The organism is Rhodococcus sp. OK611, from assembly GCF_003050885.1.
Lineage (GTDB): Bacteria > Actinomycetota > Actinomycetes > Mycobacteriales > Mycobacteriaceae > Rhodococcus_G > Rhodococcus_G oryzae.
Genome location: NZ_QAOZ01000003.1, coordinates 1 through 23,340, shown reverse-complemented (window position 1 = coordinate 23,340; position 23,340 = coordinate 1). Strand labels below are relative to the sequence as shown.

The following is a 23,340-nucleotide window of genomic DNA, read 5'->3' as shown; positions in this document are numbered from 1 at the left end:
TCAGCGACCGGGCAGGCGAACGGTGAACACCGTCCGTCCATCCACCTGGTCGACGCCGATGCTGCCGCCGTGCAAGTGCACGTTCTCGACGGCGAGGGAGAGCCCGAGTCCGCTACCCTCGCTGCGTCCGCGCGCGGTGTCGACCTTGTAGAACCGGCGAAAGATCGCCTGCCTGTCTTCCGGTGAGATGCCGGGGCCATGGTCGACGACGGTGATGACGGCGTAGCCGGGTTCCGCGCTCAATTCGACGCGCACGGGGGGCGCTCCGTGACGCAGCGCATTGGCGACGAGGTTGGCGACCACTATGTCGATCCGGCGCGAATCCACTCTGGCGCTGATGCTTTCGGGCGTAAGCAGTTCGACGGTTTCGGTCCAGCCGCGGCTCTCCAAGGTGCGCTCGGTCAGTTCGACGAGATCGACGTCGTCGAGGACGAGATGCGCCTGCTGTGAATCGTGGCGCGACATCTCGATGAGATCCTCGACGAGCCGAGTGAGCTTGCCGATCTCACTGCTCACGATGCGCGCGGCGGCACCGGCGTCCGGCGGAAGATTGGGGATCTCCTCCCGGAGTATTTCGCTGACCGGAACCAGTGCCGCCAGCGGCGTTCGAAGCTCGTGGGAGACGTCGGCGACGAACCGCCTCGACTGCTCTTCCGATTCTTCGAGGCCCCTGATGACCGCTTCGTTGCGCGCCACCATGTTGTTGAACGTCGTTGTCACCTGGGCGAGTTCGGTCACCCCGTCTTCGGGGAGCCGGACGCTCAACTCGCCGTCGGCGGCGCGGGCCGCGGCTTCGTCCAGACGCCTCAGCGGACGTACCAGTGTCGACGCGATCCAGAGTCCGAGCAGACCGCTCACCAACACACCCGCCGTGAGGGTGATGCCGACGACTCGGAGCAGGTCGTCGAACTTGTCCTGTACTCCCACCAGTGGCCGGATGGCGGCGGCCTTGACCAGTGTCTGGTCGTCGTTGCCATCCCCTGCGGTCACGTCCATGACGTACACGGACATGCCCACCAGGATGCGCTCTGAGTCGAGCCGCTCGAAGCGGATCAGCCCGGTGCTGTTCAAGCCGTCGTCGAAGCCCGATGTGATCGTCGCCGGATCGACGGATCCTTGACGGACGACTTCACCGTTGGCGATCAGTGTCATGTCGGATGGGAAGACCGGTGCGAGGCCGGCAGGTGTCAGTCCGTCCACCGGCGTGCCGTTGACGGACTGTAGTTCGTCGCGGAACTGTGCAGTTGCCACATCCTGAGCATTGAAATAGATCCACGACCGCGCCATGAGCGACACCACGCCCGCTGTTCCTCCGGCGATGATCACGACGATGGCGATGAACACCAGCACCAGCCGTGTCCGCAGGCCGTCGATCCGCAGCCAGGCCGGTCTCATCGAGCTGAGCTGGGGTTGAAGCGATAGCCGAAGCCGCGCACCGTTTCGATGACGGTCGGCTCGGCGGGGTCGTCCTCGATCTTTCCGCGGAGTCGTTGCACCGCCGCGTCGACGAGTCGGGAGTCACCCAGGTACTCCTGGTCCCAGGCCGCCGACAACAACTGCCGTCGGCTGAGGACCTGTCCGGGATTCTCGGTCAGAGCGAGGATCAGACGCAGCTCGGTCGGAGTCAGGGCCAGCACGGTTCCGGCTTTGCGGACCTGCAGTGACGACCGATCGACCTCCAGGTTGCCGAACGTTTCGGCGACCCGTACGGCCTCTGCCCGCGGCGTTGCGGGCGTCGACCGCCTGACGACGGCTTTGATGCGTGCGTCGAGGACTCGCGGGCTGGCAGGTTTGACGACGTAGTCGTCGGCGCCGGCTTCCAGACCGGCAACGGTGTCGATGTCGTCGGATCGAGCGGTCAGGATGATGATCGGAATCGAACTGCGGGTGCGGATGCGTCGACAGATCTCGTATCCGTCGGCGCCCGGGAGCCCGAGGTCGAGCAGGACGAGGTCCGCGGTGGTGAGGATGTCGTCGAAGTCGCAGTTGCCGTCCGGGCGATGGCTGACGTCGTGCCCGAGTCGGTTCAGTCCCAACGTGATTGCTTCGGCCACGGCTGGATCATCTTCTATGAAGAGGATGCTCACCATGATGATCCGGGTCTTCTGCGGTCGGAGGAATCTCGGTCAGCCAAGGGTACAGGTGTCACACTCCCGAGAGTCGTTCGTTGCCGGGGTCGGCCAGTATCGAGTGCCGCGCTGCGGCGGTGTTCAACGGAAATGCGGAAACGGCGAGGGTGTAGCAGCCGACGAGGAGTAGCGCGCCGATCACGTCACTCGGACGGTGCCACTGCCTTACGACCACCGAGATCGCAGTACCGATTGTGAGCAGGGCGCCGTTGATGGCGACGACGGCCCGCCACCGGTTGGGGGTGACGAGGACGATTGCGCAAGCAAGGGCAGTGATGGCCGTGAGCGTGCCGCTGGGAAAGGAATTGTGCATGACGAGACCGTTCAGGTCCGGTCGATCCAGCGACTGTTTGAGAACCCAGGCCGTCGTGATGGGGCCGAGTGTCACGACGACGACTCGCAGTGTCAGTGCAATCGGGTTGTTGCGCAACGTGATCATGAGTACCACGAGCACCCCTCCCACTATCAGGATCGGGGTGACGAGGCCGACGAACTCGGCAGAGAACACCCCGAGGTCTTCGGAGAACGCGGCCGCGTCCACCATGAGTTGTTGATCGACTATCTGGCCTCCGCCCGTGTTGACGGCCAATCCGAATCCGATGACTCCGAGGATCAAGAGTGCCAGTGCGGCAACCAGTCTCGCCGGTTTGATACGTGTCATGGTCAGCGTTCCGATCGCCCGTCCGAAGCATTGTTCAGTTGTGGTGGGCATTGCCCTCCCGGGGTGGTTGCCAATTCGAAGTGCCACATCTCGTTGGCGTATGTCTGGCACAGGCCGTAGTCGCCACCGTGCCGGATGAGCCAGTCGTCTGCGTTCGTCGGTCCGATGTCGACTGCCTGTCCGCTGACGTGCTTGGAGCGACTCGGGGAGTGCACCCACTTGGCGGCTTCGCTCGCGCTGCCGTACTCGACCACGGCCTCGTCGAACAGGCGCTGCTGGTATGCGGCGGACCGCCAACCTGACGTGACGTGCATTTTCACCCCGGATGCCTGTGCATCGGCGGCCGCGGCCTGCAGCGCCACGAGAAGCGCGGGGTCGAGACGGGCCAATGCGGGGACATGCTTGTCGTCGAGACGGATGCCGTCCTCGATCTCGCCACCGCCGGGTCCCGAATCGGGGTGAGTGGCAAGGTAGTTACCGCGTTTGGGCTTTGCGGAATCGGTGAACGAGCATGCACCGAGCGTGAGCGCTCCGAGCGCGACGAGGCAGATGATTCTGCGGTGGATCGGCATGCAGTCGAGACTGCTCGGTCAGTGTCACCGTGAAGTGGTCGTTGTTCGTCGACGGTGCCACGGTCTGCAACAGCTCTGTAACAGGACGGAACGGGGCTGGTGAGAAGCCGGGTGATTCGGGGTCAGGCGGGACCGCCGTCCTGGCCGTGCAGGTGGGCCCGCTCCCCGTCGCGGTCGAAGATGGTGAGGATCTCCACGGGTCCCTCGTGAGCCCCGATGGCGTGCGGGACCATGGTGGAGAACTCGGCCGCCTCGCCGGCCTGGACCAGCAGTGTTCGCTCGCCCAGGTGCAGCCGGGCGGTGCCGGACAGGACGGTGAACCAGTCGCGACCGGGGTGCACCCCCAGCTGCTCCGCCGTGGTCGGGCGCTCGGGGGTGATGCGCATCTTCGCCACGGTCACACCCGGCAGGGCCCGGTCGCGGGAGAGCAGCCAGGTCGTCACTCCCCGCGTGTGCTCGGGCTGCGGACGGATCACCACGTCCTCGTCGTCGGCCGATTCGACCAGCTGGTCGAGGGTGGTGCCGAGGGCCCGGGCGATGGGGACCAGCTGATCGAGGGCGATCCTGCGGTGCCCGGTCTCGATGCGGCTCAGGGTGGAGGGGCTCAGAAAGCAGCGCGCCGCGAGGGCGTCCAGCGACCAGCCCCTGGCCAGGCGGAGGCCGCGGATGCGCTGCCGGATCATCGCGTCCATGGTGACTTCTTGCGTCATAAGCAAGATGGTATGCCTTATGCGCAGGATGCGCTTAGGGTGGAGGCATGACGCAGCACTCCCACCAGCACGGACATGGACACGACCATCACCACGGACACGGTCACGGGCACCATGACGAGGCGGGTCTGGCGGACATGCTCGACCTCGACGCGGAGGTGCTCGGCGCGTATCTCGACGAGGTGACGGAATGGGCACAGTGGCACGCGCCCGAGGCGCCGCGCGCTGTCGTCGACCTCGGTGCGGGAACGGGCACCGGCAGCCTGGCGCTCGCGCGGCGGTTCGGGACATCGCAGCTGATCGCGGTCGACAGGTCGGCGGTGATGCTCGATCGTGTCCAGGCATCCGCCCGCGCGGCAGGCGTGGTCGATCGGTTGCGCGTCGCCAGGGCCGACCTGGACGACGGCTGGCCCGCGGTCGGCTCCGCGGACGTCGCCTGGGCGGCCTCGTCGCTGCACGAGGTCGCCGACCCGGACCGGGTGCTGCGCGGGGTGCACGAGGGGCTGAACCCAGGCGGGCTGCTGGTGGTCCTCGAAATGGACGGGCTGCCACGGTTTCTGCCCGACGACATCGGCGTCGGCCGCCCCGGCCTGGAGTCGCGGTGCCACGAGCTCCTGGCCAAGGCGAACTGGAACACCTACCCGGACTGGCGGCCGCACCTGGAGCGGGCCGGATTCGATGTCCTCGAGCAGCGCAGTTTCACCGTGGACGCGAGCACCGTCGGCGCGGATCCGATGCCGGAGCGCGCGGGGCGGTACGCACACACCTTCCTGAGTCGTGTCCGCGCCGCCCTCGACGGCCAGTTGGCCGCCGACGACCTCGACACCCTCGACCACCTCCTCGCCGCGGACCACCCCGCATCGGTCCTGCGCCGCGGCGACCTGACCATCCGGGGCAGCCGAACCGCCTGGGCGGCCCGCCGACCCTGAGATCCCGGGGGACGAGATGCGGACACGAATTCGGCTCGGTGAGCACAGCATTCGTGTTAGCTGGTCGCGAACCATTTCACCTGAAGCAAGGATTTCGGTCGTGCCGCTCAATATTGCCGATCTGTACGAGGCGGTCGCGGACGCGATCCCCGACCGCGTGCCGTTGATCTTCGGATCGCCGGATCCCGCGGGGACCGGTCCGGGGAGGGCCGAGCGTCGCAGCTATGCGGAGCTCGAGCGCCGGGCGAATCGGCTCGCCCACCATCTGCAGTCGGTCGGGGTGCAGCCGGGCCAGCACGTCGGCATCCACATGCGTAACAGCATCGAGTACGTCGAGGGCCTGCTCGCCTGCCTGAAGATCCGGGCGGTGCCGGTCAACGTCAACTTCCGGTACACCGACGCGGAGCTGGTCTACCTCTACAACAACTCCGAGATCGTCGCCCTCATCGTCGAGGAGGAGTACCTCCCCACCGCGACCGCCGCCCTGTCGCGCTGCCCAGGAGTCGGGCACGTGCTGACCGTCGGCGCCGACTACGAGGCCGCGCTGGCGGCGCAGTCGCCGGATCGGGACTTCCCGCCGCGCAGCCAGGACGACCACTTCATCATCTACACCGGCGGCACCACGGGCATGCCCAAGGGCGTGGTCTGGCGGCACGAGGACTTCTTCTACGCCGCGCTGTCCGGTGCGAACCTGAGCGGCCCGCCTCGCACTAGCGTGGCGGAGGTGGTCGAGGCCGCGGTGGCGAACACGAATCCCGCCGTGCTGATGCTCATTCCGCCGCTGATGCACGGGGCGGCGGTCTACTCGCTGCTGACCGCCTTCCTGATGGGGGCGCCGCGGGTGATCGCGCGCAGCTTCGACCCCGTCGAGGTGCTGCGGCTGATCGAGGCCGAGAAGATCACCGGCGTCACCGTGGTCGGCGACGCCATCGCCCGGCCGATCGCGGACGCCATGACGGCGCACGCGGGGGAGTACGACCTGTCCTCCCTCAAGCTGATCGGTTCCGGCGGTGCCCTGTTCTCGCCGCAGCTCAAGGACCGGCTGCGCGAGCTGGTGCCGGGTTTGGTCATCAAGGATGCCTTCGGCGCCTCCGAATCCGGGAACGACGGGGTCGTCGAGTTCGGCGACGACGGCACCAAGCGGATCAGGGCCAACCCGAACATGCTGCTCGTCGACGAGCGGGGCCTGGCCATCGTGCCGGGCTCGGACGAGCTGGGCTACATCGCGCGCCGCGGCCACGTCCCGGTCGCGTACTTCGGCGACGAGGAGAAGACGGCCGCGACGTTCCCGGTGGTGGACGGGGTGCGGATGGCCATCCTCGGCGACATGGGGCGGATGGAGGCGGACGGCACCATCGTGCTGCTCGGCCGCGGCTCGATGTGCATCAACTCCGGCGGCGAGAAGGTGTTCCCCGAGGAGGTGGAGCAGGCCCTCAAGACGCACCCGGCGGTGCTCGACGCCCTCGTCGCCGGGGTACCCGACGCCCGGTTCGGCGAGCGGGTCGCGGCGGTGGTGCAGCTGCGCGAGGGCGATCACGGCATCGACACCGCCGAGATCGCCGAGCACTGCCGCGAGCACGTCGCGGGCTACAAGATCCCGCGGTCGATCGTGGTGGTGCCGTCGATCGTGCGGTCGCCGAGCGGCAAGGCGGACTACCGCTGGGCCAAGGAGATGGTCGCGCAGGGCTGAGTCGCACTCCCCTGTGACGCCGGCCACGGAACAGGTAAGTTGTGTGTAACCGCAAGAACTACTCACCAGTAGGGGTACGAAATGCCTGCTCCGTCCGCCGCGACCTTCGCGCGGCTCGCCGACCTCATCGCCATCCCGGACGCGGCGAGCCGCCCGACCCGCCCCATCGTCGAGGCCTTCACCGGTCGCGAGCTGACCACCGTCCCGGTCGGCACCGCGGAGGACGCGGTCGCCGCGATCGAGCGCGCCCGGGTGGCCCAGCGGGAGTGGGGCAAGCGTTCAGCCGACGACCGGGCCCGCGTCTTCCACCGCTACCGCGAGCTGGTGCTGGAGAACCGTGACGCGCTGCTCGACATGGCGCAGGCGGAGACCGGCAAGTCCAGGGCCGCCGCCCTGGAAGAGGTGCTCGACATCGCCATGACCTCGCGGTACTACGCCCGCGTCGCACCGAAGCTGCTCAAGCCGAAGCGGGTCCAGGGCATGCTGCCGGGCCTCACCAAGACCGTGGTGCACCACCACGCGAAGGGCGTCGTCGGTGTCATCTCGCCGTGGAACTACCCGATGACCCTCGCGGTGTCCGACGCGATCGCCGCCCTGATGGCGGGCAACGCGGTGGTCATCAAGCCGGACAGCCAGACCCCCTACTGCGCGCTCGCCTGCGTCGATCTGATGTACCAGGCCGGACTGCCGCGCGAGGTGTTCGCCGTGGTCCCCGGCCCCGGATCCGTGGTGGGCACCGCGATCGTCGAGAACACCGACTACCTGATGTTCACCGGCTCCACCGCCACCGGCCAGCTGCTCGCCGAGCAGGCAGGCCGACGGCTGATCGGCTTCTCCGCCGAGCTCGGTGGCAAGAACCCGATGATCGTCACCAAGGGCGCCAACCTGCGCGAGGTCGCCGATGCGGCGGTCCGCGCCTGCTACTCGAACTCCGGCCAGCTGTGCATCTCCATCGAGCGGATCTACGTGGAGCAGCCGGTCGCCGACGAGTTCACCAAGCTCTTCGGTGAGCGCGTCAGGAACATGACCCTCGGGGCCGGCTACGAGTTCGGCATCGAGATGGGCAGCCTCGTCTCCGAGGCGCAGGTCAAGACCGTCTCCGGGCACGTCGACGACGCCGTGGTCAAGGGCGCCACCGTGGTCGCGGGCGGCAAGGCGCGCCCCGACCTGGGCCCGCTGTTCTACGAGCCGACGGTGCTCACCGGCGTCACCGACGAGATGGAGTGCGCCCGCAACGAGACCTTCGGTCCGCTGGTGTCGATCTACCCGGTCGCCGACGTGAACGAGGCGATCCGGCAGGCCAACGACACCGAGTACGGCCTCAACGCCAGCGTCTGGGCGGGCAGCAAGGCCGAGGGCGAGGCCATCGCGGCCCAGGTCCGCGCGGGCACCGTCAACGTCGACGAGGGGTACGCGCCCGCCTGGGGCAGCACCGCGGCGCCGATGGGAGGCATGGGTGTGTCCGGTGTCGGCCGCAGGCACGGTCCCGACGGTTTGCTCAAGTACACCGAGTCGCAGACCATCGCGACGACGCGTGTGCTGAATCTCGGTGGGCCCCGCGGACTTCCGCCGAAGGTCTGGGCAAAGGTGCTGGCGCCGTTCATCAAGGTGCTGCAGTACGTCCCCGGACGCTGACCGGATGGATCACGCGAGCGTTCTGATCGAGGCCGCGCCGTCGGCGGTGTGGGATGTGGTCACCGACATCGCCGGCATGGGCCGGTTCAGCCCGGAGAACACCGGCGGGCGGTGGACCGGCGGCGAGCCGGTGACCGCCGGTGCGACCTTCACGGGCAGCAACCGGCACGGCCCCGTGCGGTGGACCACCCATTGCACGGTGGTCGATGTCGTTCCGGGGGAGCGGTTCTCGTTCGAGGCGGACGAGCCGAAGGCGCGCTGGAGCTACCTGCTCGAGCCGTCCGGCATCGGTACCCGGCTCACCGAGACCCGGGAGATCTACGGGACGCCCGCGCTGTGGGTGCGGATCGTGCAGCGCTCGAAGGTGCTCGGTCGGAACCGGGACACACTGATGCGGGACGGCATGCAGACCACGCTGGAGCGGATGAAGGCGCACCTGGAGGCGCACCAGGAGGTCTAGGGCACTGCCCGGAGCCGGCTCGGCGCCGCGGCGAATCCATCGAAAGTATGAAGCTCGGCGCGCCCCCGGCATTTCGCGGCGACACGGGTCGGTGACGATGGTGGAATCGTGGCGGCGCTGTTCGGCGCCGGCTTGTCACGTGGAAGGGGCACCCCCTATGACCGCCGAGTCGACCGACTTGGAGCCGAGAGCCGATCGGCGCGCCTGGATCGGGCTCGGGGTGCTCGCCGCGGGGCTGTCCATGATCGTGGTGGACGGCACCATCGTCGGTGTCGCACTGCCGGTGATCATCACCGACCTCGACCTCGACCTGACCGACGCCCAGTGGGTCAACAGTGTCTACTCGGTGGTGTTCGCCGCGCTGCTGCTCACCGCCGGGCGGCTCGGCGACCGGCTCGGCCGCCGCCGCATGTTCATCCTCGGCGTGCTGGTGTTCCTGCTGGGCAGCGTGTTCGCCGCGCTCGCCACCAGCGCGACCTCGCTCATCATCGCCCGCGTCATCCAGGGCGTCGGCGGAGCCTTCGTGCTCCCGACGACCCTCTCGAGCGTGAACGCGACCTTCCGCGGCAAGGACCGGATCGTCGCGTTCGCCGTGTGGGGAGCGGTGATCTCGGGCATGGCGGCGGTCGGCCCGCTGCTCGGCGGCTGGCTCACCACCTACTTCACCTGGCCGTGGATCTTCATCGTGAACGTCCCGATCGGCATCGCGGTGATCATCGGTGCCCTGTACGCGGTGCGGGAGACCAAGGCCACCATCACCGAGCCGGGCCTGGACGTGGACGGGCTGCTGCTCAGCGCGATCGGCTTCGGCGGCGTCATCTTCGCCCTGATCGAGGGGCAGAGCCTCGGCTGGTGGAAGCCGATCGCTCCGTTCAGCGTGTTCGGGCTCGAATGGCCCGCGGACGCGCCGGTGTCGGTGGTCCCGGTCGTCGGCGCGATCGGCCTGGCCAGCCTCGTGCTGTTCGTGTTCTGGGAGCGGCACCGGGCCCGCGGTAGCCACCGGTCCGCGATCCTCGACCTGACCCTGTTCTCGGTCCCGACGTTCAGCTGGGGCAACCTGACCGCGCTGACCGTGGCGATCGGCGAGTTCGGCCTGCTGCTGGTGCTGCCGCTGTTCCTGGTGAACGCGCTCGGCCTGACCACGATGGGCGCGGGTCTGGTGCTGGCCGCGATGGCGCTGGGCGCCTTCGCCTCCGGCGCCGCGGCCCGGCACGTCGCCGCCGCGTTCGGTGCGCCGAAGACCGTGATCCTGGGATTGGCGCTCGAGGCCGTCGGCGTGGCTGTGGTGGCGTTCGCGCTGTCCTCCACGGTGTCGCCGTGGCTGCTCGCCGTGCTGCTGGCGATCTACGGCGCGGGCCTCGGGCTGGCGTCGGCGCAGCTGACCGGGACGGTGCTCGCCGACATCCCGGCGGAGAAGTCGGGCCAGGGCTCGGCGACGCAGAGCACCGTGCGTCAGCTCGGCGCCGCGCTCGGGTCCGCGGTGCTGGGCGCGGTGCTCTCGATCTCGTTGGCGCAGAACCTCTCCGACAGCCTCGAACCGGTCACGTCGGTGCCACCGCCGGTGCAGGAACAGCTGGTCACCGCGACCAGGGACTCCGCGGGCGGCACCATCTCCGGGATCCGCGAGCAGGGCGAGGAGGGCAAGCTCGGCCCGTCCGGGCCCGAGGTGACCGCGGCGCTGTCGGAGGGCTTCGGCGACGCGACCCGCACCGCGCTGTTCGTGGCGTCCGGGTTCCTGGCGCTCGGCCTGGTCAGCGCGACCGCACTGAACGCGCGATCCCGCAAGGAGACCTAGCCGGCCGCTCGGTCGCGGTCGTAGGCGGCGACCACCCGCTTCGGGGCGGTCAGCCGCCACGCCTCCTCGACGAGCTCGGCCAGCTCCTGCGGATCCACCCGGTCGAGGACGACGTCGATCCAGCCCCAGCGCCCGAAAAACGGGGCCACCAGGAAGGTCTCGGGGTCCTGTGCGAGCAGCGCGGCCTGGTCGTCGCGGGTGGCCTTGAGGCATGCGGTGGGCGCGCCGTATCCGACCATCGCGAACATCTTCTTGCGCACCCGGAAGGTCGGCTGGTTGCCCCAGCTGTCGACCACGATCTCCTCCGCCTCGGGAAGGGCCAGCATCAGGGCGCGTACATCCTGCTCGGAGGGCATGAGGCAGTTATAGCGCCGCCCGCCGACACCCGCACCGTTCATGCGGTGGTGGCGAGGGCGGCGGCCAGGCCGAAGGCGACGGCCATCGCCAGAGCCTCCAGCACCGCGCGCCGCAGCGAGTCCTCCGCCTGCATGCGGTGCGCACCCGCCGCGGGCACCCAGGTCCGGCGCCACCACCAGCCGAGCGCGCCGAGCGCGAGCAGCGCCGCGGTCTTGGCCAGCACGATCCGCCCGTAGCCGGTGTCGACGAGCGCGCCAACGCCGCCGAGCTTGACCGCGGCGTCGATCACGCCGGTCACCGTCAACACCGCGACGCAGCGCCAGGCGAGCTCCGAGTAGCGCGGCAGCAGGGCGGCCCAGGCGCCCCTGGCCCGCAGCAGCAGTGCCATCGCGACCAACGGTCCCAGCCACAGCGCGGCGGCGAGCGCGTGCGCGGCGCCGAGCAGCGAACCGAGGGTCTGCGCCGACATGTGCCCGGTGACGGGACGGGACGCGAGCGCGACCGCGGCGAGCACCGCGACGGAGGTGATCGGCCAGTCGGCGCCCCGCCGGAACGCCAGCGCCGCGATCACCGCGATCGCGGTGGTGCAGGCCACGGTGGCGCCGCCGATCTGGCCCGCGTTGACGTCACCGAGAAACCGGCCGAACGTGGTCGAGGAGAGCGCGCCTGCCCCGGTCTCGGTCGTCTCCGCCGCCGCGGCGACCACCAGGGCGACCTCGGCCAGGGTCCAGGCCCCTGCCAGCGCCGCGATCGGCCGCCACAGTTGGCCGCGCGCGATCACCGGTCGCGGCTCGGATCGCTGCAGCCACTCGAGTGTCGTCAGGCCGAGCACCGTCGACCCGAGGAGGACGGCGAGCACCCGGATCAGGCTCGACGGATCGGGGCCGGCTGGGCGGGCCAGCAGCCAGGCCACCCCGACCCCAGCCAGGCCGGCGGGCGCGGCGAACAGCAGCCATCGTGGCGAGATCTGCCACCGCCGCCGCGCGCCCGCCGAGGCCACCGAGGTCAGCTCTTGCCGCTGGGACGGCGCAGCGCGAACGCCAGCCCGCCGCCGAACACCAGCACGCCCGCGACGATGAACGGCCACATCGGCAGCCCGTCCGAATCGCCGCCCTCGGCGCCGGCCTTGTCGCCGCCCGGCTTCGCGCCGGGGGTGCCCGAGCCCTGCTCGGTGAGGGTGAAGGTGCGGGTCCCGCTGACGGGGTGGCCGTCGGCGGAGGTCACCCGGTAGGCGATCGTGTAGTCCCCGGTGGGGCCGAGCTCGCCGACCGGGACGCTGACCGAGGGGCCCTGCACGGTTGGCTCACCCTTCGACCACAGGTTGCCGTCCGGGCCGACCACGGTGAGGGTGGCGAAGCTGGGCTGCATCGGTTCGTTGAACGTGATGATGGCCTGCTCCGGGCCCACCGCGACGGACGAGCCGTCCGCGGGGTTCGAACTGGTCACGACCGCGTGGGCCCCGGCGACGCCCGCGCCGAGCAGCGCGGCCACCGCCGCGAACATCGTCACGGCCAGGACGCGGACCCGGGTACTCATGAGCGCCGTCCGCGGACGGTCGCGCCGACGCCGAGCGCGGCGCCGAGGGCGCCGAGCACCAGGCCGATGCCGCCGAGCCAACGGGCGGTGGTGTCCACGCCGTCGTCGGAGGTCGCGGACGAGGCGGTCGAGGCGCCGTGGTGGCCGTCCCCGGACTCCGAGGCGGGGGCCAGCGAGAGGGCGGGCGCCGGCTTGTCGGGCTCGCTGCCGTCGGCGCCGGGCTGCTGATCCCAGTTCACGACCTGGCCGTCGCTGTAGGTCTGCGTGGCGGCGAAGGACACCTCGTCCTGCTCGGGCAGCGGTCCCGTGGACAGCAGGAACTGCTGGAACTGGCCGGGTCCGACGCTGACGCCGGGATCAGCGGTCCAGGTGACCGAGGTGGCCTCGCCGGAGGCGGCGTCCTTGGTGACCTGCGACGTCCAGCCCGGCATCGGCTCGGTGCGCGCGGATGCCAGGTTGGGCAGCGCCACCGTCAGCTTGGTGGTGCCCGCGGTCTCCGACTCGGTGGGCACCTTGAAGGTCAGAACGGTGTAGCCGCCCTGCTCGGCGTCGGGGGCGCTGACGGAGACGTGCGCGGAGGCGAGTCCGGTGCCGAGCAGCAGGACGCCGCCGGTGGCGCCGACCGTGAGGAGGGCGCGGGAAATGAGGGTGGTCATGGGGTTCTTTCTCGAGAGGGGAGGGCGGGCTCGGGTCACCGAGTCCACTATGCGGGCACCGCCGCGGGCGGTCCCCGTCTCGAGATGCAGAAGTGCAGCAGCGTCGCCGTCGCGATCGGGTCCGTCGACGCGGTGCGGAGTGCGAAGGTCGTGCGCGGCAGCGGATTCCACCGACGCAGGACGGACCGCAACACCCGGGTGATCGGGCCGTACACGGCCTCCGCGGCCAGGATCAGCGCGGCGCACAGCGCCGTCGCGACGGCGTGGGCGGCGAGCATCGTGAGCCCGCGGGGGGAGAGCTCGGGGCCGTGGAACTGGTGCGCGGTGAGGGCGGTCGACAGCGCGAGGTGTCCGACGAGCTGCCCGGCCGCCAGCGCACCGAGCAGCGCGACCCGGCCGCCGCGCAGGCTGCCGGTGAGCGCGCCGACGGCGGCGCAGCACAGCACCAGCAGCGTCAGGGCCGAGGAGTCCGGGTAGCCGCCGCCCGCGACCCCGTGGCCTGCCACGGCGAGCGCCGCGGTGAGCGCCCCGACCGCCGCGCCGCGCATGCGGGCGGTGTGGTCGGGGCGGGGGGTCGGCATCTTGGGAGCGGTCGCGCCCGGGTCAGCGGACGCCGAGGCGGGCGAGCAGGTCGGCCTCGACGCCGTCGAGTTCCGCCGAGATCGCGTGGTGGGCGGCCCTGCGGCGCTGGACCGGCATCTGCTCGGAGGCCCGGACGGCAGTGCTGAGCTCGGCCAGGCGGCCGAGGACGGCGTTGGTGAACCGGGTGGTCTCGGGGTCGGGGTACTGGGCGGCGATGGTGTTCGCGGACCGCTCGGCGCCTGCGATCCGGGCGCTGAGGTGGGCGCCGTGCCCGGTGTAGGTGCCCAGCTCCTCGGGGGCGATGCCCATCTTGTTGGCGCGCTGCTGGTCGAGCTGCGCGCGCAGCATGGTGGCGCCGCGGTAGACGAGGGGGGCGAGCACCGGCGTCAGCAGCCGGGCGATGCCCAGGTACTTGCGGATCTGGCCGACGCTGAGCTTGCCGCGGGTGGCGGCCTTCTCCTGCGCCTTCAGCGTCGCAAGCTGAGCCTTCTCGACCTTCTTCGCGGACTTGGCCTCGGTGCGCATCTTCTTGCGGTCGTTGCGGGCGCCGAGCTTCGCCTCGACCTTCGCCTTGTGCTTGAGGGCCTTCGCCTCGGCACGCCGGGTCGCGCGTGTCTTACGTTTCCTGAACAAACCCATGCGTAAGGCCCCTCATTCTTGGCGCTCGAGCGTCGGCACACCTCGTCCCCGACAGCCTATCCGCACCGCTCAGGGTGGCGGCGGCGAGTCCGGCAGCGCTGGTTCTTGCCGCTGCGCAGGCGGGCGCGGTGCGGGTTGTCGGTGCGACGGACCATAATCTCGTCATCGTGAACTCTTCGCAGGACCTCCGGGATCCGCACCAGGACGCCGAGCCGGGCCGCAACGGCACTCGGTCGGTGCTCATCGATCCCAGGACGCTGACCACGTGCCGGCACCGGGTCCACCTCGACTCGGCCTATCCCGAGCTGATCGCCTCGGCGCCGGAGGACATCGGCGTCCAGCAGCGCCGGGAATCGGCCCAGGCACACCGGGAGGACATGCTCCGGCGGTTGATGGCGCCCGGCGGCCACACCTGGGTGCTGATCGATCAGTCCGTCCCGACGCGCGAGCGGGCGGCGGCGACCCTGCGGGCCTGCGCCGAGGGCGCGGACCGGATCTGGGGCGCGGTGTTGCCGCTCGAGTTCGACACCGGCAGGCGCGGGCGAGCGGAGCTGTTGATCCGGGACGCCGACCGTGGGGGATACATCCCGGCCATCGTGGTGAACCACAAGGTCACCGATCCGGGCAGCGGCGCGGTCATCTCAGGGCTGGACGACTGGGCCCCGAGCGTGGACCCGGACCGGAAGGTGCGCGCCCAGCTCCGCGATCAGCTCCGGCTGGCGCACCTGCAGCGAATGCTGCAGGCGCAGGGCATGGCGAGCCCGTCGATGCTCGGCGGCGTCATCGGGTACGGCGGCGAGCGCTTCCTCGTGCACGACCTCGCCGCGGTGATGGACGTGTACGACGAGCGGTTCGCCGACCGGCTGGCCGTCGCGCGCGGCGAACGCTTCACCTCGCCGTCGCAGATCGGCGAGTGCCGGTCCTGCCCCTGGTGGTCGCGGTGCAAGGAGAACCTGACGGCCGCGCGGGATGTCAGCCTGGTCGCGACGGGCTCGCGGGCCGAGGCGCTGCGCGCGGCCGGGGTCTACACCATCGACGACCTGGCGGCCTGGGACGGACCGGCGCCGGAGGAGTGGCAGGGCAACGGGTTCGAGGACGTGGTGGTGATCGCGAAGGCCTGGCTTGGCCAGGTCCCGCTGGTGCGGCGCAGGCCCGAGGTAACGGTGCGCCGGGCCGACGTCGAGGTCGACGTGGACATGGAGAGCTACCAGGAGCACGGCGCCTACCTGTGGGGCACGCTGCTCACCGCGGACGGCGTCACCCAGCCGTACCGGCCGTTCGTCACCTGGGACCCGTTGCCGACCCGGGACGAGGGCAGGTCGTTCGCGGAGTTCTGGGGCTGGCTGATGGGGGTCAGGGAGGAGACCCTCGCGGCGGGCAAGACCTTCGCTGCCTACTGCTATTCCCGTGCGGCGGAAGACAAGTGGCTGCTCGACTCGGCGAGCCGGTTCGCCGGGATGCCGGGGATCCCAACGGTCGCGCAGATCCGCGCCTTCATCGACAGCCCGGACTGGGTGGACGTCTACCAGGCGGTGAGCGACCAGTTCATCTGCCCGAACGGTAAGGGGCTCAAGAAGATTGCGCCCGTCGCCGGGTTCAACTGGCGGGACGCGGACGCCGGAGGCGAGGCGTCGATGAGCTGGTATCGGGAGGCGGTCGGCTACGACCACGAGCCGGATCTCGAACAGCGGGAGCGGTTGTTCGTCTACAACGAGGACGACGTGCAGGCGACGCGGGTGTTGCGGGAGTGGATGACCGACCGCGCCGATCTTGAGGTCCCGCTGGCCTCGGAGCTGTAGGCGCCTGCGGCGCCCGTGCGCGGTTGACGAGTCCTGGGACCCGTCAACCACGCACGGGCAGCGGAGCTGCCTAGCGCGGCGCCATCCGGAGCGCGCCGTCCATCCGGATCGTCTCGCCGTTGAGGTAGTCGTGCTCGACGATCATCTGCGCGAGCTGCGCGTACTCGGAGGGGTTGCCCAGGCGGGACGGGAACGGCACGCCTGCCTCGAGGCCCTTGCGGTACTCGTCGGTGACGCCCGCGAGCATCGGGGTGTCGATGATGCCGGGGGCGATGGTGTTGACGCGGATGCCGAACTGCGCGAGGTCGCGGGCGGCCGGGACGGTCATGCCCTGCACGCCACCCTTGGACGCGGAGTACGCGATCTGGCCGATCTGGCCCTCGAACGCGGCGACCGAGGCGGTGTTGATGACGACGCCGCGCTGGCCGGACTCGTCGACGGTGTCGGTCTTGGCGATCGCGTCGGCGGCCAGGCGCATCACGTTGAACGTGCCGAGCAGGTTGACGGTGATGACCGTGCGGAACAGCTCCAGGTCGTGCGGGCCGTTCTTGGACAGGATGCGGCCGGCCCAGCCGACGCCCGCGCAGTTCACGACGGTGCGCAGCGGCACGCCGGAGGCGACGATCTGCTCGACGGCGGCCTGGACCTCGTCGCCGCTGGTGACGTCGGTCGGGATGAGGGTGACGCCGGCGGGGACGCTGTCGCCCGCGCGCTCGATGGACTGGGCCAGGTCCAGCCCGAAGACGGTGGCGCCCGCGTCGGCGAAGCGCTTGGCGGTCGCAGCGCCGAGGCCGGAGGCAGCTCCGGTGACCAGTGCCGCGGTTCCCTGGATTTCCACAGTCGATCCTCTTTTCTGGCGGCCACCGTTGGCCGACCGGTAGTGACCTGAACGATAGCGCCCCGGTCGTGAGTCTGGTTAACGACGGTTCACCGAGTGGAGCGGTATCGCTGGGTGTCGAGTCCTGTTTAACGCTTTGACCTGCGGGAAAATTGTCACCCGATTCGGCCGCCAAGCCTGACAAACCGCCCTACTCCGACGCGGTCGGGGCGTTCAGCACGTGAGGCGCACCCATCACTCATCGAATGGAGTTCTTCAGTGCGAACAAGCTCGAAGCGGTCGACGAGTCCGATCCGGCGGGGTGCGTCGTTGCTCGCCGCTTTCGCGGTCGTTGCCGGAGGGCTGACCACGGGCGTCGGTACGGCAGCGGCCGTCGGGTCCGCCGACCTCGGGGGGACGCCGACGGGACTCGGCTCAGTTGGTCTGCCCCTCTGCGGGCCAGGCTTCGCGGGGGTCGCCGAGAAGCAGGTCGGGGATGTCACAGTGCGCCAAGGGGTCGACACGCCCGGAGAACCCGGATCCGGGTATCTCACCAGCAGTTTCTTCCGAGTCGCGAGCGATGAGACCAGGTACATCCAGCGTTACACCGACTACCCGCCCTCGGCCGCCTACAAGCTCAGATCGATCCGGATCGAGTACCGGGACGGGGGTACGGGCGAACTCGTGACGGAGAATCATCCCCCGACGTCCGTCGATGCGCAGACCGGAGCGGTGACGGTCACGGGGAACTGGACTGTCAGAGGGGGCGGGTACACCCCGAACAACACATACTTCTATTTCGAGTACGACGTTCCGTGGACGGTAGAGGCCGGCTCGATCCAGGAGGGTGGCGTCGGGTTCACCGCCAGTGGCCTCCCTCCTCAGGACTGGCCGGTGATGGACGGACTTGGCTTCAAGGCGAAGGAGTTGTGCTACCGCCCGCCCTATACCGGCAATATGTGAGGCGGTGGGCACCCCGAATTTTCGGATGTCGCGACGGGCACCGGCACGAGGGTCGTCGACCCGCTCTCGTACGTGTTCGGCCCGTCGCCCGTGTCCTGACGGTCGGCCGTCCGGATTAGCCCGAGTGGACGTCGCCGCGTCACGCGCAGTCGATGCAGCGCCGGGCCGCGGGGAGGGCATCCAGTCGCTCCGGGTTGATTGCGCGACCGCACTTTTCGCAGACCCCGTAGCTGCCGTCGCCGACCCGGCGCAGGGCGGCTTCGAGGTCCTCGAGTTCCTGCCGAGCGTCGCCGATGAGCGAGGTGACCTGTGCGCGCTCGAACGCGATCGTCGAGCCCTCCGGATCGTGCTCGTCATCGTTCGTGGTCAGCTCGGAGCCGTCCAGGATGTCGGCCAGACGCGCGGTCAGCGACTCGATCCGATGCACGGTCGCGGCCTGCTCCGCCGCGATCCGGACGCGGGCGGTGGCAGCGGCGGATTTGGTCATGTCCGATACAACACCACAGCGCAGCCGATGCTTCCGTTTGGCGCCGACCTGGATTCGGTCACGGCGCGTGGAAGTCCGTCAATTCGTAGTGGAGCGTGGGGGTGCGCATGACCTTGTGTGCCGCCCGCACCATGACTCGCTGCAGGATCGGGAAGCGGCGGTCGATGGCCCGGCCGGCGGCGTCGGCCTCGGTGCCGGTGAGCAGGTGCGCGGTCGCATCCGCCTCCTCGCCGGTCGGTTTGCCCGACCAGGTGCAGGGCCACATCCGGACCTCGGGGAAGTTCCGCAGCCGCTTGTTCTTCGAGGCCCTGCCGGGTGTTCGGAAATACGTGTGGGACCCGTCCACCGCGATGTTCACGGGGGTATCGACCCAGCTGCCGTCCCGTTTGCGGGTCTGCAGCAACACCACCTTGGCGGCCGCGATCGGTTCCGGGGGAATCTGTTCGGTCATGTCACCCTCCGTCTGGGTGCCTGCGAGACCCTTCCAGTATCCGTCGAATCTCGCTCTTTCGGCGGCGGGTTGCGTTGATGCGGCGGCGGGAACGTCGGCGACAGTGTTTAACGCTTTGACCTGGGGAAAAGTAACCGTTCGATTCTGCCGCAGCGCGCCGTTCCGCCCCTTACCCTTGGCGAGTTCTTGGGGGGCGGGCGGTGGGCCGGTCTCCCAACACTGAAGGAGACATGGTCGATGGTTGGACACCTGGTGCGTAGGGGTGGGTCGGTGCTCGCGGCGCTGGCCGTCGTCGTGGGCGGTGCGGCGATGGGTACGGGCGTCGCGGGGGGTGCGGCTGGCGGAGGGTTTGGAAGCACTGGAGTGCCCTGCGTCGGGCTCACATCACCGCTGTGCGACGGGATCTTCTCGGACGGCGCCACGGCCGGCAACATCGGGCTCTCCTACTGGGGGCCCGCCGAGGCCGAAGTCGATAGTGAGGTCGCGTTTACCTCCAGGTTCTTGGCCCGGGACGCCATGCCGGACCTGGCAGTGACGAGCGTTACCCACCATGCTCCGCGAGGTTTCGAATTCGTAGGGGCCGAAGTGCAGTCCCGCCGGGGCGCCGTGTATCCGGACCCTGATACGTACACGGAGTTGGACGCGACCGTGGTGGTGGACCCCGTCACGGGGGATGTGACGGTCGCGGCCCCCGCTGGTGGCTGGGCGATCCCGAGGAGTCAAGAAAGCTCCGGTAGCTGGCGCACCGGCCAGGTCGACGTCAGATTGCGCTACCAGGTGACAAAGTCGCATCTCGATGGCACCAGCGGTGTCACGTTCACCGGCACCGGCGTCCCGGCTTCGGAGGGGTGGCTGGCCACGGGTGCCACCCGAGTCACGCCGGGCATCGGTGGTTTCAATAGTTCGGGAAACTGATTGCGCCCGTCTCCTTTTCGAGTGCCCATCATGCCGGCCTCCTGACCTGGTCGCCGTGAATCATCTACGACGCCGAGTCTCGTGCCTGAATCCAACCGCGTACAGCGGCGGGCCATCGACGGCAGCGGCTCTGTAAACCGAAGGAAACTGTTCAATGGTCGGAAATCTGGTGCGTAAGGGTGGGTCGGTGCTCGCGGCGCTGACCGTTGTCGCGAGCGGCATCACGATGGGTGTGGGAACTGCGGCCGGGCAGTCGTGGTGGGAGGATGAGGTACTGCAAAATCTGTTGCCTCCATGCACCATCGAGTCGATGCCGTCGGGGGGGCCGTGCTACGAAAGAGCCTTCACGGACGAGGGGATGGCTGGCGACCTTCATATGAGTTATGCCGGTCCCAAGGACGTCAAATCGGGTGACGTTGTGTCCTTCTATGCGAGCAGCAGCGCAGGGGAGGGCGGATACCAACCGGCCGTGCCGGACGTCGAAGTTTCGAGCGTCACCCACCACCCTCCGAGAGGCTTCGAATTCATGGACGCCACGGTTTTCGCCCGGAAACCCGGCTGGTATCCGGAGGGATCCACGCATTGGGCACTGGACTCGACCGTTGCGGTAGATCCCGTCACCGGGAATGTCACCGTCACCCCGCCTGCCGGGGGCTGGGCTGTCCCTAAGTCCCGCGAGTACCACCCCAATCCCGACACGACGTTGTTCCTCTCCGGTGATGTCACGGTCCATTTGCGTTATCGCGCGAGCGGGTACGGCCTCGACAACCCAAGCGGGGTCACGGTCACCGGCACCGGAGTCCCGGCGTCGGAGGGCTGGTTGGCGACAGGGAATACCCGGGTCACCCCGATGGGTGGTACAGGGAGCACCGGGTCCTGACCGCTGGTCGCGCCTACCGGTCGAGGGGTTCGCTCGTCTCCTCGACCGGTACGGCCGCCCGCGCCCGCGCGTACCGGACGCCGCCCACCACGGCCGCGACCGCGAGGATCACGCCGCCTGCGATCGGCCCCGCCGCGGACCCGGGGAACAGGCCCTGGAGCAGCAGCATCACGCCGAACACGAAGAACAGGGTCGCGGCCGCGAGCTGGATGAACCGCTCCGGCAGGTGCTTGCCCAGCACGGCGCCGACGATGATCGCGAGGGCATCGGCCGCGACCATGCCGACCGTCGAGCCGATCCACACGCCGACCCAGTCGTTGTCCGCGGCCAGGGTGATGGTGGCGAGCATCGTCTTGTCGCCGAGCTCGGCCAGGAAGAACGCCGAGGCGACCGCGAGGAACGCCGAGGTGCCGACCCGAGCGGCCTTGTTCTGCTCGTCGTCGCTGAGGCTGTCGCCGCGCAGGGTCCACAAGGCGAAGATCAGGAAGGCGATGCCACCGACGGTGCTGATCAGGTTCGTGGGGATGGCCACGCCCAGGTAGTGGCCGACGCCGACGGAGACCAGGTGCACCACGGTGGTGGCGACGGTGATGCCGCCGATCACAACCCACCACTTGTAGCGCAGGGCAAACGTCATCGCCATGAGCTGGGATTTGTCGCCGAGTTCGGCGACGAAGATGACGCCGAAGCTGAGCAGCAGCGCGGCAAGCATGCGAACCTCCTCCGTTATCTGGTTTCGGAGGATGTTGGGAACCGGTCCTCCGGCCGCCGACGTGTGGACGTCGACAGCCGAAGGTCTCGCCCACCGGTGCCTGTCGCCTGAACGGCGACGCCGGTTCGGGCAGCCGGGCGCATCGCATTTCGCGATGCTGACCAGTATGTCGACTGCTCGATTGGGGGCTACTCCCCTTCGCTAGGCGTAAGACTACCCGAGGTTCACGAGATCGCAAAGCGCACAACAAGTTTGGGAGACCGAACTTTGTTCTTTCGGTATGCGTCAGGAGGCCAGCAGCATGGCCAAAACGGCGGTGTCGGGGTCGGAGTTGGGATCGAGGCTCATCCGGCTGACCAGGGACGTGACGGTCCCGTCGGCGTCCGCCTCCACCCAGGCTGCCCGGTGGTCAAGGCCGAGGTGCGGCACGCCCGGCAGCAACAGGCAGCCCGAGGCGGCGCCCACACACTCCGGCAACGACGGCATGGTCTCCGACGGCGGGTGCAGCACCAGTAGGGCAGGAGGCTGATGCTCCGCGAAACATCCTGGTGCGACGGCGGATTCGCCGAGCACCGGGCCCTCCGCGACCACGAGCCCGACGGTGCCGGGTTCCGGGTCGTCGGGGAGGTCCTCGTGAGCGCCGAAAACCGTTGAGGTGGGAAGTAACCCGGGTACGCCGGCGACCCGGACGGCGAACACCAGTAGCTGGGCCCACTCCTTGGTGGTGTCGGGCCACCGGCCGGAGATGATGAACCCGCGCAGCGCCCCGGCGGCATGGAAGGGCGAGACGCCGATGTGTCCGTGCTGGTTCACATTCGTCCCCTTCCGCACGACGGCGACCCGGGAGCGCACCCGGGACACCTCCAGGATGCGCCGAACTCGGCTGGCAGACAAGCGGGATGGAGTGCCAGCCCGACCGCGGGACGCGCTACTCCCGCGCGGCGGGAACCCGCACCCGGACCCGCCGCACGGCGCCGGCGCGGTCCCGTTCTGCTTCCTCTGGAACCCACGTCTCGGCGGTGCAGACGAACAGGTCGCGACCGTCGGGCCCGCCCAGCGCGAGCGAGTACGGGTGGGGCGCGGACAGGCGGTCGGTGATGGCGCCCTCGGCGTCGACGCGGAAGATCTCGTCCCCGAACGGGGAGGCGACCCAGACGCCGTCCTCGGCGTCGATCGCGAGGCCGTCGGGGTGCACCGAGGCGTCGAACTCGGCGATCACCCGTCGTTGCTCGAGCCCGCCGTCGGGCTCGATGGTGAAGCCGGTCAGCCGGCCGGGGGTGGATCGGCTCTCGGCGACGATGAGGGTGCTGCCGTCGGAGGTCACGACCATGCCGCCTGCCAGCACCATCGCGGTCGCGACGTCGTGGACGGTGCCGTCGGGTTCGACCATCGCAAGGTCGGCGGGCCGCGGCGGCCGCGGGGGATCGCTGCCGTCGCCGACGTTGCCGACATAGGCGCGTCCGAACCGGTCGACGCACATCTCGTTCAGGTACCAGGTGGCGATGCCGGAGAGGTCGGCATGCACGACCAGGGTGCCGTCCGGTTCCCGGCGCAGCACGAGCAGGTCGCGGGTGGAGGCGATGAGGAGCCGACCGTCGGGGAGAAAGCCCAGGCCCGCGGGTCGGCCGGGCACCTCGGCCACGGTGTTGAGCGCGCCCGTCAGCGGGTCGTACGCCAACACCTCACCGGCGTGCGTGTCCGAGAACCACAGGTGCCGGTCGTGCCAGCGTGCCCCATCGGGAAAGGTCAGACCCTCGACGAGGGTGTCCATCCCTCAACGATACGACCGTTTGCCGGAAACGACTCCGCCGCGCCCGGAGGTCGGGCGCGGCGGAGTGGGTCGTGCGGCGGAGCTGCTTAGACGATGAGGCCTGCGGTCTGGGTGCGGGCGCGGTCGAAGCGTGCGGCGACGTCGTTCCAGTTGACGATGTTCCAGAAGGCGTTGACGTAGTCGCCCTTGACGTT

27 protein-coding genes are annotated in these 23,340 nt (G+C 69.5%); 9 read left to right on the top strand and 18 right to left on the bottom strand.

The window, feature by feature from the left end:
* From C8K38_RS04025 to C8K38_RS04005, 5 genes are all read right to left on the bottom strand, one after another.
* A complete protein-coding gene (locus C8K38_RS04025; RefSeq protein ID WP_097210699.1) occupies positions 1-1,395 on the bottom strand; it encodes a sensor histidine kinase in 1,395 nt (464 codons plus the stop codon).
* Positions 1,392-2,090: a response regulator transcription factor gene (locus tag C8K38_RS04020; RefSeq protein WP_097210698.1), complete on the bottom strand. Its 699-nt coding sequence runs from the start codon at positions 2,088-2,090 to the stop codon at positions 1,392-1,394. The genes C8K38_RS04025 and C8K38_RS04020 overlap by 4 nt, the downstream gene beginning before the upstream one ends.
* A gap of 55 nt (positions 2,091-2,145) precedes the next feature.
* Positions 2,146-2,877: a phosphatase PAP2 family protein gene (locus C8K38_RS04015; RefSeq protein WP_258195848.1), complete on the bottom strand. Its 732-nt coding sequence runs from the start codon at positions 2,875-2,877 to the stop codon at positions 2,146-2,148.
* Positions 2,793-3,362, bottom strand: a complete 570-nt coding sequence (locus C8K38_RS04010) for a M15 family metallopeptidase (protein WP_097210696.1) — start codon at positions 3,360-3,362, stop codon at positions 2,793-2,795. Before C8K38_RS04010 ends, C8K38_RS04015 begins: the two co-directional genes overlap by 85 nt.
* Before the next feature lie 122 nt (positions 3,363-3,484).
* Positions 3,485-4,072, bottom strand: a complete 588-nt coding sequence (locus tag C8K38_RS04005) for a helix-turn-helix domain-containing protein (protein WP_097210695.1) — start codon at positions 4,070-4,072, stop codon at positions 3,485-3,487.
* Between the two features lie 47 nt (positions 4,073-4,119).
* On the opposite strand from C8K38_RS04005, the gene C8K38_RS04000 reads away from it, so the two are divergent.
* The 5 genes from C8K38_RS04000 (at position 4,120) to C8K38_RS03980 (ending at position 10,581) form a co-directional block, all read left to right on the top strand.
* Positions 4,120-5,001 carry a class I SAM-dependent methyltransferase gene (locus C8K38_RS04000; RefSeq protein WP_097210694.1) on the top strand — a complete coding sequence of 294 codons (882 nt, stop codon included), beginning with the start codon at positions 4,120-4,122 and terminating at the stop codon, positions 4,999-5,001.
* Positions 5,002-5,101: 100 nt separating this feature from the next.
* Positions 5,102-6,691, top strand: a complete 1,590-nt coding sequence (locus C8K38_RS03995; RefSeq protein ID WP_097210693.1) for an acyl-CoA synthetase — start codon at positions 5,102-5,104, stop codon at positions 6,689-6,691.
* Positions 6,692-6,772: 81 nt separating this feature from the next.
* The gene (locus C8K38_RS03990) at positions 6,773-8,326 is read left to right on the top strand and encodes a succinic semialdehyde dehydrogenase (protein ID WP_097210692.1); all 1,554 of its coding nucleotides are present in this window, start codon (positions 6,773-6,775) and stop codon (positions 8,324-8,326) included.
* A 4-nt stretch (positions 8,327-8,330) separates the two neighbouring features.
* Positions 8,331-8,786: an SRPBCC family protein gene (locus C8K38_RS03985; protein ID WP_097210691.1), complete on the top strand. Its 456-nt coding sequence runs from the start codon at positions 8,331-8,333 to the stop codon at positions 8,784-8,786.
* A gap of 157 nt (positions 8,787-8,943) precedes the next feature.
* Positions 8,944-10,581 (top strand): DHA2 family efflux MFS transporter permease subunit, encoded by a 1,638-nt coding sequence (locus C8K38_RS03980; RefSeq protein WP_097210690.1) that lies wholly within the window; start codon positions 8,944-8,946, stop codon positions 10,579-10,581.
* On the opposite strand, the gene C8K38_RS03975 is transcribed toward C8K38_RS03980, so the two are convergent.
* Genes C8K38_RS03975 through C8K38_RS03950 form a run of 6 tightly spaced genes read right to left on the bottom strand, consistent with a single transcriptional unit; the run spans position 10,578 to position 14,351 of the window.
* A complete protein-coding gene (locus C8K38_RS03975) occupies positions 10,578-10,937 on the bottom strand; it encodes an MmcQ/YjbR family DNA-binding protein (RefSeq protein ID WP_097210689.1) in 360 nt (119 codons plus the stop codon). The two genes, C8K38_RS03980 and C8K38_RS03975, sit on opposite strands and share 4 nt — an antisense overlap.
* A gap of 38 nt (positions 10,938-10,975) precedes the next feature.
* A complete protein-coding gene (locus C8K38_RS03970; RefSeq protein WP_373560234.1) occupies positions 10,976-11,938 on the bottom strand; it encodes a CopD family protein in 963 nt (320 codons plus the stop codon).
* Positions 11,939-11,943: 5 nt separating this feature from the next.
* Complete coding sequence (locus tag C8K38_RS03965; RefSeq protein WP_097210688.1) at positions 11,944-12,474, bottom strand: copper resistance CopC family protein; 531 nt, start codon at positions 12,472-12,474, stop codon at positions 11,944-11,946.
* Positions 12,471-13,130 carry a YcnI family copper-binding membrane protein gene (locus C8K38_RS03960; RefSeq protein WP_097210687.1) on the bottom strand — a complete coding sequence of 220 codons (660 nt, stop codon included), beginning with the start codon at positions 13,128-13,130 and terminating at the stop codon, positions 12,471-12,473. Before C8K38_RS03960 ends, C8K38_RS03965 begins: the two co-directional genes overlap by 4 nt.
* 47 nt (positions 13,131-13,177) lie before the next feature.
* Positions 13,178-13,711 carry a hypothetical protein gene (locus C8K38_RS03955; RefSeq protein ID WP_143548390.1) on the bottom strand — a complete coding sequence of 178 codons (534 nt, stop codon included), beginning with the start codon at positions 13,709-13,711 and terminating at the stop codon, positions 13,178-13,180.
* Positions 13,712-13,733: 22 nt separating this feature from the next.
* Positions 13,734-14,351, bottom strand: coding sequence for a DUF6474 family protein (locus C8K38_RS03950; protein WP_097210685.1), 618 nt, complete (start codon positions 14,349-14,351; stop codon positions 13,734-13,736).
* A gap of 236 nt (positions 14,352-14,587) precedes the next feature.
* On the opposite strand from C8K38_RS03950, the gene C8K38_RS03945 reads away from it, so the two are divergent.
* Positions 14,588-16,150 carry a TM0106 family RecB-like putative nuclease gene (locus C8K38_RS03945; protein WP_097210898.1) on the top strand — a complete coding sequence of 521 codons (1,563 nt, stop codon included), beginning with the start codon at positions 14,588-14,590 and terminating at the stop codon, positions 16,148-16,150.
* Positions 16,151-16,220: 70 nt separating this feature from the next.
* Here C8K38_RS03945 and C8K38_RS03940 read toward each other — a convergent pair whose 3' ends face one another.
* On the bottom strand, positions 16,221-16,988 hold the full coding sequence (locus C8K38_RS03940) for an SDR family NAD(P)-dependent oxidoreductase (protein ID WP_077043292.1): 768 nt from the start codon (positions 16,986-16,988) through the stop codon (positions 16,221-16,223).
* Between the two features lie 309 nt (positions 16,989-17,297).
* Here C8K38_RS03940 and C8K38_RS03935 point away from each other — a divergent pair, with 309 nt between their 5' ends.
* Complete coding sequence (locus tag C8K38_RS03935; protein ID WP_097210684.1) at positions 17,298-17,930, top strand: hypothetical protein; 633 nt, start codon at positions 17,298-17,300, stop codon at positions 17,928-17,930.
* A 139-nt stretch (positions 17,931-18,069) separates the two neighbouring features.
* On the opposite strand, the gene C8K38_RS03930 is transcribed toward C8K38_RS03935, so the two are convergent.
* Positions 18,070-18,417: a TraR/DksA family transcriptional regulator gene (locus tag C8K38_RS03930; protein WP_097210683.1), complete on the bottom strand. Its 348-nt coding sequence runs from the start codon at positions 18,415-18,417 to the stop codon at positions 18,070-18,072.
* A gap of 58 nt (positions 18,418-18,475) precedes the next feature.
* Entirely contained in the window at positions 18,476-18,868 is a 393-nt protein-coding gene (locus tag C8K38_RS03925; protein WP_097210682.1) for a PPOX class F420-dependent oxidoreductase, read from the bottom strand.
* A 270-nt stretch (positions 18,869-19,138) separates the two neighbouring features.
* Here C8K38_RS03925 and C8K38_RS03920 point away from each other — a divergent pair, with 270 nt between their 5' ends.
* Together C8K38_RS03920 and C8K38_RS03915 are read left to right on the top strand one after the other, a co-directional pair.
* On the top strand, positions 19,139-19,783 hold the full coding sequence (locus C8K38_RS03920; protein ID WP_097210681.1) for a hypothetical protein: 645 nt from the start codon (positions 19,139-19,141) through the stop codon (positions 19,781-19,783).
* A gap of 154 nt (positions 19,784-19,937) precedes the next feature.
* Entirely contained in the window at positions 19,938-20,663 is a 726-nt protein-coding gene (locus tag C8K38_RS03915) for a hypothetical protein (RefSeq protein WP_097210680.1), read from the top strand.
* Positions 20,664-20,676: 13 nt separating this feature from the next.
* Here the strand turns inward: C8K38_RS03915 and C8K38_RS03910 are convergent, their stop codons facing one another.
* The 4 genes from C8K38_RS03910 to C8K38_RS03895 all read right to left on the bottom strand — a co-directional run.
* The gene (locus C8K38_RS03910; RefSeq protein ID WP_097210679.1) at positions 20,677-21,375 is read right to left on the bottom strand and encodes a TMEM165/GDT1 family protein; all 699 of its coding nucleotides are present in this window, start codon (positions 21,373-21,375) and stop codon (positions 20,677-20,679) included.
* Between the two features lie 285 nt (positions 21,376-21,660).
* Positions 21,661-22,188, bottom strand: coding sequence for a peptidase (locus C8K38_RS03905; RefSeq protein WP_097210897.1), 528 nt, complete (start codon positions 22,186-22,188; stop codon positions 21,661-21,663).
* Positions 22,189-22,303: 115 nt separating this feature from the next.
* Positions 22,304-23,146 (bottom strand): SMP-30/gluconolactonase/LRE family protein, encoded by an 843-nt coding sequence (locus tag C8K38_RS03900; protein WP_097210678.1) that lies wholly within the window; start codon positions 23,144-23,146, stop codon positions 22,304-22,306.
* Positions 23,147-23,232: 86 nt separating this feature from the next.
* A partial coding sequence (locus C8K38_RS03895; RefSeq protein WP_306455722.1) for a Fe-Mn family superoxide dismutase occupies positions 23,233-23,340 on the bottom strand: 108 nt, incomplete at its 5' end.